The sequence below is a fragment of the Paenibacillus vortex V453 genome (assembly GCF_000193415.1).
Lineage (GTDB): Bacteria > Bacillota > Bacilli > Paenibacillales > Paenibacillaceae > Paenibacillus_AQ > Paenibacillus_AQ glucanolyticus.
The window spans coordinates 15,831-27,792 of the sequence record NZ_ADHJ01000055.1 but is presented as its reverse complement, the minus strand read 5'-3'; the positions used below and the strand labels follow the sequence as shown (position 1 = coordinate 27,792).

Here is an 11,962-nt window from a genome sequence, read left to right as displayed (position 1 = left end):
ATATTGAAGTCAAGGCGGGGTATTTTAATGAAGAAGAATTTTGCTCTCTGGATTATATTAACCATTATGTTGATAAAAGGGTTGGTTTGGACATTCATTATTCCCCCCTTACAAAACCCTGATGAGCCTGTTCATTTTGCATATGTCCAATTTATGGGTGAAGAAAACAGGGTACCTATCCAAACATCCGAACAATCTTTTTCTCATGAGCTAAACTTATTTACAATGGCTGTTAAACTTAATGAAGTTGCCTTCAATCCAGAGTCAAAATATACCACTAATCAACCTATTTATGACATGCTCTCAAAGCCTGAAAACAATAACCCGTTACAACGTGTTTCTGATGGAAGTAATCTTGCCGCAGGGTATCCGCCAGGTTATTACTTTTTCGCATCCTTATTTTACAAATTGGGATATGAATCCACAATAATTTTCCGGTTTTATGCTGTTAGGATTTTTTCAGTATTGTTAAGTCTGGTCGCTGTTACATTGGCGTATTTCGCTGGCAAAAAAATAGAGCCGAATTCAAATTTTTTAGCTTCAGTTTTAGCAATTACAACGGGCATGCATCCGATGTTTTCAATGATTGGTTCAGCGGTAAACAATGATATCATGATGGATGTTGTTTCTATAGCGCTTTTGCTTTGGCTTTTTACTATAGCAACAGAATCTGTTAGTGAAAAAACACTTATCATCGGTGGTTTACTTTGTGGATTTGGTTTGATTATTAAAGCTCATATGGTATATGTTTGTGGATTTATTTTATTCTCAGCTCTCTTAATTTTTATAAAAAAATACGGAATGAAATCTACACTGCGTTCTGCTGTGATGGTTTCTGTGCCGCTGCTTATTTTATACCTTCCCTGGGCCTTCTTTAGTTTAAGACACTATGGTTCTTTCACTGGTGGCGTATCAATGCAACCACAAGGTGATGCGTCACTTGGTTTGAAATGGTATTTTCAAAATGCCTTTTTAAATGAAGCAGGCAGGAATAGATTCTTCGATCTATGGATACGGACATATTGGGCTAAATTTGGGTGGTTAGATACCCGATTCAATTCGATCTTGGTTTATAAATTGATTGCTCTAATTGTGATCACGGGATTAACTGGGGCAGTGTATGGCATAATTCGCAGAAGAGAAAATTATAAAATAGTTTTGTTCTGTTTGCTTTTTTCTTTAGGGAATGTATTCTTTTTATATCTAGTAGAGATTATTTATTTCAGGGAATACCATAATTTCATGCTGCAAGGACGATATTTGTTCACTTCTCTTGTTCCAATTAATTTAGTATTGATTTATGGATTCAAATACATTTTCCGGAAATATACAAACTACGTTTATTATTCAGCTGCATTTTTAATGATTTTATTTAATTTAATATCAATTAGCCTTATATACAGTCGGTATTATTAGAAGTAATAATGTCACTTATTCTCAACAATTTTTTCGCTTACTCGTCTGGATTTCAAGAATATTTAGCTAGGATTACAAAATTAGTGGACTATTTATTATAAAATGAAATGGAGGGATAACAAAAAAATGAGGATATTGGTAATAATACCAGCTTTTAATGAGGGAGGAAATATCGAAACAACCCTTCAAAATATAAATAGTATTTATAATACTGATCTAGATATTCTTGTAATTAATGATTGTTCTACTGATAATACCTCTCAAATATGCAGAAATTATAACGTGCATTTGATAGATCTACCATGCAATCTAGGAATTGGTGGCGCTGTACAGACAGGATATAAATTTGCTCGGAATAATAATTATGATATTGCTATTCAACTAGATGGGGATGGTCAACATAATCCAATTTATATAGAAAATCTCATTAACCCAATTCTTAGGGGTGAGGCTAGCTTAGTTATTGGTTCAAGATATATTAATAAAATGGGATTTCAATCTACAGCAATGAGAAGGTTGGGCATTCGCTATTTTTCTAAACTTCTAGAAATACTTACCGGCCAGTTAATTACTGATCCTACATCTGGATTCAGAGCATGCGATAAGCGGGTTATTCAACTGTTTTCCAATAGATATCCAGTAGATTATCCCGAACCCGAATCTATTATGTTTTTAAAGCGAAATAACTTAAAAATTATGGAGGTTCCTGTAATCATGGAGCCAAGGTTACAAGGTACTTCATCTATTACTTCATTAAAATCCATATATTACATGACCAAAGTATCACTAGCTATAGTTATAGATCGAATGAGAAAGCAAGTTTCGTAAGGAGGGGCTATGATCTCTTTTAAATTACAGGTTATCTTAATAGCTTCTTCGCTGCTCTGTGTAGTTTTACTAATAAATCTTTTAAGCAGATACAGACTGGAATTAAAATATTCTATTCTTTGGATCGCTGTTGTAGTGTTATTGTTCATACTATCCATATTCCCTAAAGTTTTCAGCTTTTTCTCGGAATCATTGGGCATAGAACTTCCTGTAAATGCATTGTTTCTGTTCTCGATTTTTGGTTTGATATGTATTTCCTTTTCTGCAACATTGGAAATCTCAAAAGCCAATAACAAAATTAAAGATCTAACTCAAGAAATTGGAATTATGAAAAGAAATGTAGAAATGTTATCTATACAATTAAAGTTGAAGAGCGAGGATAGGGATGTTAAAAAATAGCACTGCATTCAGTTATCTTTTGTTGGGATTAAATGTAATTATGTTATCAGGAGGACAAATACTCTTCAAAGTTGGTTTAGAAAGAATGGGAGGAGTAAACCTAGCTCAATCCTGGAAAGCAATTTTTAATCCGATAATATTCTCTGGTCTAATGCTTTATGTGATAGCTACTTTAATATGGTTTGTTGTGTTGTCGAGAATTCCTTTAAGCATAGCCTATCCAACACAATCCATAGCTTATATTCTTGGTATCTTTGCTGCTGTATATATGTTTAATGAACCAGTATCATTGATGAAGTGGATAGGAGCTTCACTTATACTTATTGGTGTTATTTTCATAGCCACAAATTAATTAGGAGGTATTCTAAATGAAAGGCATAATACTAGCTGGCGGTACTGGCTCACGCTTGTATCCCTTAACTAAAGTAACTAATAAACATCTCTTGCCAGTTGGAAAGTACCCAATGATATTTCATGCTGTACATAAGTTGAAACAAGCGGATGTTCAGGATATTCTAATTGTAACAGGTAAGGACCACATGGGTGATGTAGTAAACCTACTTGGAAGTGGAAGTGACATGGGAGTAACTTTTACGTATAAAGTTCAGGATGAAGCAGGTGGGATCGCTCAAGCTTTAGATCTTGCTGAAAACTTTGTTGGAATTGATCAAATGGTTGTTATTCTAGGTGATAATGTTTTTGAAGATGATCTATCGCCATTCGTTCAGAATTTTAGAAAGCAGCAACATGGAGCGAAAATTCTTATACAGGAAGTAGAAGATCCAAAACGATTTGGCGTGCCCGAACTCCAAGGGAATCGAATAATCTCAATAGAAGAAAAACCGTCTAACCCAAAATCTAATTATGCAGTAACAGGAATTTATATGTTTGATCATCATGTTTTTGGCATTGTTAAGACACTGAAGCCTTCTGCTCGTGGAGAACTCGAAATCACCGATGTTAACAATGCATACATTGCAAGAAGTGAACTCACGTATGATATTTTAAACGGATGGTGGACCGATGCGGGCACACACTCTTCTCTTGCAAGAGCAAATGAGTTGGCACATGATCTATTATTTACCGAGGAATTTGGCAAGCTTAAAGTCTAGTAGGCTGGTAGGAGGTAGAAATATGAGTGTTATTCGCTTATCCTTAAACGATGCTTTGTTGATTGAACCAAAAGTCCACGGCGATCACCGGGGTTTTTTTATGGAGAGTTACAACGATTCGCTATTTAAGCAACACGGCATTACCTACAACTTCATCCAAGACAATCAATCTTTATCTGCCGAAGCTGGTGTCTTGCGGGGACTTCACTATCAACTCAACCCTAAGGCTCAAACCAAACTCATACGTGTCTTAACAGGTGCCATCTATGATGTCATCGTAGATATTAGAAAAAGCTCTCCTACCTTTGGTAAGTGGGTTGGTGTCATTTTAAGCGAACACAACCATCGTCAGCTGCTTGTTCCTAAGGGCTTCGCACATGGTTTTTGTACGCTTGTGCCCAATACCCAGGTTCTCTATAAAGTGGACGAATATTATTCCCCCGAAAATGACCGCGGCATACTATGGAAGGATCCGGCTTTGGGGATCGATTGGCCAACATCAAATCCGATTTTATCGGATAAAGACCAGCAGCACCCGCTGCTGAAAGACGCAGAGATGAATTTTGACTAGGGGGCAGTTTGGATGAAACTACTTGTTACCGGCGGGGCCGGTTTTATAGGCAGTAACTTTATTTTATATATGATTCAGCAGTATCCCGATTACCAGATCATCAACATGGATGCTCTTACGTATGCGGGCAACCTTGAAAATTTAAAATCCGTTCAACACCATCCTAACTACTCATTCGTACAGGCAGATATCGCTGATAAACCAGCAGTAGACGCGATTTTCCAACAAGGCATTGACGTCGTAGTTAATTTCGCAGCAGAATCCCACGTGGATCGCAGCATCCTGGAACCGGAAATCTTTGTAAACACCAATGTCATGGGCACACAGGTTCTTCTGGATGCAGCCAAAAAATATGGCGTGACCAAGTTTGTTCAAGTATCCACTGACGAAGTATACGGTTCTCTCGGGGATACGGGATTATTCTCTGAAACCACACCACTTGCTCCTAACAGTCCTTACTCAGCTAGCAAAGCAGGCGGGGACCTGCTCATAAGGGCTTATCATGAGACCTTTGGTCTCCCGGTTAACATCACTCGATGCTCGAATAATTATGGACCATACCAATTCCCAGAGAAACTGATCCCTCTGATTATTTCTCGTGCCCTAAATGATGAATCTTTGCCAGTCTATGGCGATGGCCTCAACATTCGCGATTGGCTGTATGTCGAGGATCATTGCAGTGCGATCGATCTGGTTATTCATCAGGGGAAAATAGGTGAGGTTTATAATATCGGGGGAAACAACGAGCGGACCAATCTGCATATCGTCAAAACGATTCTGGAAGAGCTCGGCAAGCCGGAATCCTTGATCACTTATGTTGCTGATCGCCCAGGCCATGACCGTCGTTATGGCATTGATCCCACAAAAATCATGAATGAGCTGGGCTGGAAGCCCAAGCATAACTTCGAGACAGGCATTAAGGAAACGATTCAGTGGTATTTGAACCATAAGGATTGGTGGACACGTATCCAGTCTGGAGCTTACCGGGATTATATGACCCAGCAGTACGGGAAGCGGTTGGGTGAAGCTGAATGAAGGTACTCGTAACCGGAGCCAACGGTCAGTTGGGGCAGGATGTAACGAATGTTCTTGCTGAAGCTGGGTATCAGATTATCGGCTGTGGAAGAGCAGAACTGGATATTACGAATATGGAGCTATGCGAACAGGTTATTTCATCTCATAATCCGGATTTCATCATCCATTGTGCGGCTTATACGGCTGTAGATGCAGCCGAAACCGATACAGACGGTGCTTATCGTGTGAATACTTTAGGTACGCGAAATATCGCAGTATCCGCCGAAAAGATAGGTGCCGCCGTAGTCTATATCAGCACGGATTATGTTTTTAATGGTACTAGTGAGACGGCTTATGTTGAGTACGACGACACCGACCCGCAAACGATTTATGGTCGATCCAAGCTGGCAGGCGAGCAAATGCTCCGGGACTTCTGCTCCAAGTGGTTCATCGTAAGAACATCTTGGGTATTTGGGTTACACGGGAATAACTTTGTGAAAACGATGCTCCGGCTAGGTCAGGAAAAACCTCAGCTGAAGGTGGTTAATGACCAAAAGGGTTCTCCCACCTACACGGTAGATCTGGCACAATTTTTGTTAAACCTCATCTCCACCGAAAAATACGGCTTATACCATGCCTCCAACAGCGGCTCTTGTACATGGTATGAATTCACTCAGGCTATTTTTGAAGAAGCACGAGAACAATTGGGACTAGAGATTATGGCTGAACTGCAGCCTTGCACGACAGCAGAGTTTCCACGGCCCGCTCCGCGTCCGGCTAATTCAACAATGGATCACCTGGCTATCCGCCTAAACCAATTAGAGGATCTACCGCATTGGCGCGAAGGACTGAAGCAGTTTATGGTGGATATGAAGCAGCACCCTGAACTATACTTAAAGTAAATACAGCGATGTAAGAGACCTGATCTGTATGGATCAGGTCTTTTATTAGTCTATCTTTTAATTCACTCATAGATCTAATGCATGACGATAGTATGAAGCCAATGTTTTCCGGAGGTTCTTTCATGATGAATAAAGTGCAAGTATTGCTATCCGCCTACAATGGCGATCAGTATATTTCTGAACAAATCCAGAGCATTCTCAATCAGACACACCCCTCCATTTCGATTTTGATACGAGACGATGGATCCACGGATCTAACAGTAGACGTTCTCGAACAATTGATGAGGATACATCCGAATAACATAAAACTCATCAAAGGAACGAATGTCGGCGTTGTCTCCAGTTTCTTTGAACTGCTGCGTGCTGCAGACGCTGAAGCTGATTACTACTGTTTTTGCGACCAGGATGACGTGTGGCTTGATCATAAGGTGGAGGGAGCTATAACGTCGCTTAAATTCCTCCGTACATACAGAAATACCCGCGATGGTATTTACATCGACCTACCTAACGGATAACGAATTAAATCAAAAAGGTACATGGCCCAAGCCTCCGGCACGGGAGCCATCCTTCTTTAATGCGTTATATGAGAACATCGCTATTGGCGCGACGTTAACCATGAATCGGTCAGCAAGGAACCTTTTTATGAATAGTAAATCGGTGGACAGTCATAAGGTTCTTATGCACGATTGGTGGTTTTACTTGCTTGTATCCGCATTTGGAACCGTAATCTACGATAACAAGCCATCCATGTTATACCGTCAGCACAATAATAATGTGGTAGGGGGCAGCAACTCCATCCTGGGTAAGTTGAAGAGCAAATGGACCAGTTTTAAGAGACATACAGGCAAAGACTTGCTGCATAAACAAGCGAGTGAGTTTGATAGAATCTATGGATCACGTTTAACTGGCCTAAAAAAAGAGCAGTTGGAGTTATTCCTTGCATCTCGTACAAGTTTTATAGACAGGTTGCATTATGCACGTAAGAGCAAGTTGTACAGACAATCCAAAGCAGAGAGCCTGTTATTTAAGTTTTTTATATTGATCGGTTTTATATGAGATAGATAGGATGAAACACTATATTATTGATATTCCTTCTTTCCCCACGAACTATGTTATAATGTCGATAGATTACTATATTTGTCAGGAGACGTTATGCAATGGATTTAAGCATTTTAATCGTGAACTACAACACCTGTCAGCTGACGGTGGATTGTTTGCGATCGGTATACGCATCGGAGACCGAATTTACATACGAAATCATCCTCATAGATAACAACTCGAAGGACGAGTCCGTTCAGACCATCCGAGAGTTATTCCCGCAGGTCAAGCTGATCGAGAACACGGAGAATACCGGCTTTGCCAAAGCCAACAATCAGGGGATGGAAGTGGCGGAAGGTCGCTATATGCTGCTGCTTAATTCCGACACGATTATCCAGCAGGATACGATCCAGACGATGGTAGCTTTTATGGACTATAATCCGATCATCGGTGCTTCCGGCTGCAAAATCGTCCTCCCGGACGGTTCGCTGGATAAGGCCTGTAAAAGAGGGTTTCCAACGCCTTCGGCGTCCTTTTACTATGCCTTCGGACTCAGCAAGCTGTTCCCGAACAAACCGGAGTTTAACCAGTATCAGCTGGGATATTTGAACCCGGACGTAGAGTACCCGGTGGATTGCTTGGTGGGGGCATTCATGCTGGTGCGCCGCGAGACGATCGAGCAGGTGGGCGGACTGGACGAGACGTTTTTTATGTACGGGGAAGACATTGACTGGTGCTATCGCATCAAACAGGCGGGATGGGGAATTCACTATTACCCCCGGACGACGATTATCCATCATAAAGGCGGCAGCGCTCGGCGTCGGCCGTTCAAGATCATTTATGAGTTCCATCGGGCGATGATTCTTTTTCATCGGAAGCATTACCGGCAGAAATACAACATATTCGTTAATGGAGCCGTGTATGCGGGCGTTGGTTTAAAATTGCTCCTGTCCCTGCTTACGAACCGGCTCAAACCCGTTCGTCCAGCAAACATAACGCAAGCTTCAGGTGGAGTGGAGGTAAAATCATGATCCGGCAGAATCAAGGCTTTCTGACTAAATTGTATATGATTACCGACTTTGCATTTATCCAGCTGGCGTTTCTGCTTGCATGGTGGGTGAAATTCGAAAGTGGTTGGTTTCCGTATGAAAAACCGCTGCCCATCCAATCTTACGGGATGTGGAGCTTGGTATACGGAGCGGTTGCGGTTGTCGTCGGCATCATGATTACCTTGTACTCACCGAAACGGAAAAAGCGCTTTGCCGACGAGTTCTTAAAGATCTTCCAGATGCATTTCATCGGTATGTTCATTCTCTTAAGTATTATGTTTTTTGTTAAAGAGGTAGATATCTCCCGTTGGTATCTCGCCATCTACATGATCTTTAACGTCGCTTTTATCATCTTGTACCGTTATTTCCTAAAGAAATCCCTCAAGCATTTTCGGGAAAAAGGCTACAATCGCCAATTCGTGCTCATCGTGGGTGCTGGTACGCTGGGCAAACGCTTCTTCAAAAATCTAAAGCAATACCCGGAGCTTGGTTATGAAGTCATCGGTTTCCTGGATGATTACCAGCAGTGGGATGAGATCGAAGCCAGACGCCTCAAACCCATTCTGGGTTCAGTCAGCGATCTACATAAGGTGTTAAACGAGAAACTTGTGGACGAAGTCGTGCTGGCCCTTCCGCTAAATGCACACCACTTGTATCCTGAAATCATTGCTGCTTGTGAAAAAGCTGGTGTGCGTACGCTCATCATTCCCGACTTTTTTGATTACCTCCCGGCAAGGCCGGTATTTGATAACTTTGCGGGTATGCCGATGATCAACGTACGCGATATTCCGCTGGATCTTGCGGCAAACAGACTGTTTAAGCGTGCGTTTGATATCGTATTCTCCTTAGTGGCGATTATCCTGACCCTGCCGGTAATGATCGGGATTTACCTCGGAATCCGGTTGACCTCCCGGGGACCGGTCATTTTCAAGCAGGAGCGGGTCGGGCTAAACCGCAGGAACTTCTATATGTATAAATTCCGCTCCATGAAGCCGCTGCCGGAAGGGGCAACGGATACGGGCTGGACCGTGGAGAATGACCCCCGCCGAACCAAGTTCGGCTCGTTTCTCCGGAAGACCAGTCTGGATGAACTGCCGCAGTTCTTCAATGTCCTGTTCGGACATATGAGCGTGGTGGGTCCTAGACCGGAGCGTCCTTATTATGTGGAGCAGTTCAAAGAGGAGATTCCGAAGTACATGGTGAAACACCACGTACGCCCTGGCATCACAGGGTGGGCACAGAGCAACGGTTTGCGCGGTGACACCTCGATTGAGGAGCGGATCAAACACGATATTTTCTATATCGAGAATTGGTCAATCCTGTTTGATATCAAAATCATTCTGCGCACGATCCGCAACGGGTTCAAGAACGCATACTGATTGTAATCAATGAAGACGTCATTTGGCATGGGCCAAATGGCGTTTTTTTTCTTGTGTCCCACGAAGCAGATACGTAGCCAAGATAAATACATCCCAAGCACGAATCACAGGAAAAGATATCGAATACTGTCGCTTCATGTGAAAATATGACATACCAGATTACGATGGGTTCATTTTTTAAAAGCTGGAAATGCAACACACCCATCAGATAATAGTTACTCGGATATATTTACAATATATAACTTTAATACTATTATAATGAAATGTCGGCTTACTGCGGTACCGCACTGAGAATATGTTTCTTCGTAGGGTGCCCGTGCAGCCTATGACCCAACGTCTTTGTCCAAGCGTTGACTCCGTACCTCATGCAGCAGCCATCATTATACCGCGTGCCTGAAGAGGAATTTCTTGAGTTCGCTAAATTTTTTCGATTTGTCGTGTTTTCAATCCAGTCATTGTATTAGCAAGTGGAAGCTAAAGATCCAATACTAGGAGGGAATCCCAATGGAAAATGCGAAGGTTCAGGATTACATCGAAAGCAACCAGCAGCAATGGGACGAGGAGTACCGATCCCGCATGTGGGATTATTTATCGGACATCACGGAATATGCCAGATACTCGGTCGTGTATGGTTATATAAGAAAGTATATTGCGGACGAGGGAATCCTGGATATGGGATGCGGGGCCGGAATATTGTACGATATGCTCCTGGAGGGCGAAAAGTCTAATTACACCGGCGTGGATTTATCCGAAGAGGCTGTCAAAATCGCATCCAGCAAAACTTCGAGGCACATTTTCCATTGTGCAGACATTAATCATTATGTTCCACACAAACGCTATGATGTCATTGTATTTAACGAATCGTTGCAATACGTGCCCAACACACCAAGCAAGCTGCTTGAATATGCCCGTTATCTAACCCCGGACGGGGTCATCATATCTTCGCTTTATTCTCATAAGAACACCCAGGATCCGGATTATACGATGGTAGAACATAAAATCGAAGAGATCGAAAGCTGCGGATGGTTTGACGTCTTGGATAAAGTGAGTGTGTTTAATCACAATGCAGGATTGAAATGGTATATTCATCTTTTGAAGGCTAAGGGCTAGCGTACTATAACTACCGCATCCATAAAGAACATTCCGTCATTTGGCAGCCGCCGAATGGCGCTTTTTTTGTTTTGCCAACCATTCAAAAGGGTAGTTAACTAGCAACAACTATGCAAAAGGTGGGCATACCATGAAACGGATCATTGCTGTCCTTATTTTAATTTCCGCCATCAGTATTCTATTGCTCACTTATCATGAGAACGAAGAAGAACCGCAGGGATTCACGGCCTATCGCTTGATTGCGCATGCCATGGGAAGTATCGGCGAGCAGCCGTATACCAATGCTTATGAAGCGATGCTTGCCAATTACGAGAAGGGCACTCGTGTCTTCGAGATTGACTTGATGCTGACGGAGGATCGTAAAGTTGTTGCGCGTCATGAGTGGACGGAGAGCATGACCCAACAGCTCGGTCAGCAGGATAAACTTCCGGATCATAAGCAAGCTGCCCGCCTAACCCATGAGGAATTTATCAATACGCCGATACTGGAGCAATATCAACCGATGGATATAGAGGCCATTATGGACATGATGCAGCACTATTCAGATATGTACATTGTGACGGATACGAAGGAGCAGGAGGATAAGGATATTGAGCACCTGCTGACAGAGATCGTGAATGCTGCCGAGCAGCGAGACCCGGAACTATTGGATCGAGTCGTTATCCAAATTTATAATGAACCGATGCTTGATATGGTCCACGAGATCTATCCTTTTGAATCCATTATCTATACGCTTTATGCCACGCAGGATTCGCCTGCCGAGATCACGGCCTTTGTTCAGGAGAACAAGATCGACGCCGTAACCATGCCAGAGTATAAAGTCAGCCCGAATTTTGTGGCAAAGCTGAAGGCAGCCGGGGCCGTAACTTATGTGCATACGATCAACGACACCAATACCGTTAACAATTATGAAAAATGGGGTGTTTATGGTGTATACTCAGATTTGCTGACCGAGCCGGAAATAGAGCAGAACAGCTTGAGATACTTGTATTAGCCAATAACCATATATCAGAATTTGAAAAAATATGTCTATAAAAGGACATATTTTTTTATTTATACCAGTAATTGGCTTGTGTTATTTACTGGAAGTGGTAATGTTATTAGAACTTAAAGACTATTATGATTTGGGTCTAATGATATAAAT

General features: G+C 42.0%; 13 protein-coding genes. All 13 read left to right on the top strand.

The annotated features are described in order from the left end of the window. Positions 1-27 precede the first annotated feature (27 nt). The 13 genes from PVOR_RS28250 to PVOR_RS28190 all read left to right on the top strand — a co-directional run bounded on the left by PVOR_RS28250 (position 28) and on the right by PVOR_RS28190 (position 11,812). A complete protein-coding gene (locus PVOR_RS28250; RefSeq protein ID WP_006212992.1) occupies positions 28-1,416 on the top strand; it encodes a DUF2142 domain-containing protein in 1,389 nt (462 codons plus the stop codon). Between the two features lie 102 nt (positions 1,417-1,518). Beyond that, positions 1,519-2,244, top strand: a complete 726-nt coding sequence (locus tag PVOR_RS28245) for a glycosyltransferase family 2 protein (RefSeq protein ID WP_234973118.1) — start codon at positions 1,519-1,521, stop codon at positions 2,242-2,244. 9 nt (positions 2,245-2,253) lie between these two features. Beyond that, a complete protein-coding gene (locus PVOR_RS28240) occupies positions 2,254-2,643 on the top strand; it encodes a DUF2304 domain-containing protein (RefSeq protein WP_006212990.1) in 390 nt (129 codons plus the stop codon). Beyond that, complete coding sequence (locus PVOR_RS28235; RefSeq protein ID WP_006212989.1) at positions 2,630-2,995, top strand: EamA family transporter; 366 nt, start codon at positions 2,630-2,632, stop codon at positions 2,993-2,995. Before PVOR_RS28240 ends, PVOR_RS28235 begins: the two co-directional genes overlap by 14 nt. A 16-nt stretch (positions 2,996-3,011) precedes the next feature. Further along, complete coding sequence (locus tag PVOR_RS28230) at positions 3,012-3,755, top strand: sugar phosphate nucleotidyltransferase (RefSeq protein WP_006212988.1); 744 nt, start codon at positions 3,012-3,014, stop codon at positions 3,753-3,755. Positions 3,756-3,777: 22 nt separating this feature from the next. Further along, the gene (rfbC, locus tag PVOR_RS28225) at positions 3,778-4,326 is read left to right on the top strand and encodes a dTDP-4-dehydrorhamnose 3,5-epimerase (protein WP_006212987.1); all 549 of its coding nucleotides are present in this window, start codon (positions 3,778-3,780) and stop codon (positions 4,324-4,326) included. Between the two features lie 12 nt (positions 4,327-4,338). Next, positions 4,339-5,361 carry a dTDP-glucose 4,6-dehydratase gene (gene rfbB, locus PVOR_RS28220; RefSeq protein ID WP_006212986.1) on the top strand — a complete coding sequence of 341 codons (1,023 nt, stop codon included), beginning with the start codon at positions 4,339-4,341 and terminating at the stop codon, positions 5,359-5,361. Continuing rightward, on the top strand, positions 5,358-6,242 hold the full coding sequence (gene rfbD, locus PVOR_RS28215; RefSeq protein WP_006212985.1) for a dTDP-4-dehydrorhamnose reductase: 885 nt from the start codon (positions 5,358-5,360) through the stop codon (positions 6,240-6,242). Before rfbB ends, rfbD begins: the two co-directional genes overlap by 4 nt. A 122-nt stretch (positions 6,243-6,364) precedes the next feature. Continuing rightward, a complete protein-coding gene (locus PVOR_RS32420; RefSeq protein ID WP_234973117.1) occupies positions 6,365-6,757 on the top strand; it encodes a glycosyltransferase in 393 nt (130 codons plus the stop codon). Positions 6,758-7,399: 642 nt separating this feature from the next. Next, on the top strand, positions 7,400-8,311 hold the full coding sequence (locus tag PVOR_RS28205; RefSeq protein ID WP_006212982.1) for a glycosyltransferase family 2 protein: 912 nt from the start codon (positions 7,400-7,402) through the stop codon (positions 8,309-8,311). After that, positions 8,308-9,708: an undecaprenyl-phosphate glucose phosphotransferase gene (locus tag PVOR_RS28200; protein WP_006212981.1), complete on the top strand. Its 1,401-nt coding sequence runs from the start codon at positions 8,308-8,310 to the stop codon at positions 9,706-9,708. The genes PVOR_RS28205 and PVOR_RS28200 overlap by 4 nt, the downstream gene beginning before the upstream one ends. Before the next feature lie 504 nt (positions 9,709-10,212). After that, positions 10,213-10,818, top strand: a complete 606-nt coding sequence (locus tag PVOR_RS28195) for a class I SAM-dependent methyltransferase (protein WP_006212980.1) — start codon at positions 10,213-10,215, stop codon at positions 10,816-10,818. 130 nt (positions 10,819-10,948) lie between these two features. Then, positions 10,949-11,812, top strand: a complete 864-nt coding sequence (locus PVOR_RS28190; protein WP_006212979.1) for a phosphatidylinositol-specific phospholipase C/glycerophosphodiester phosphodiesterase family protein — start codon at positions 10,949-10,951, stop codon at positions 11,810-11,812. Positions 11,813-11,962: the final 150 nt, after the last annotated feature.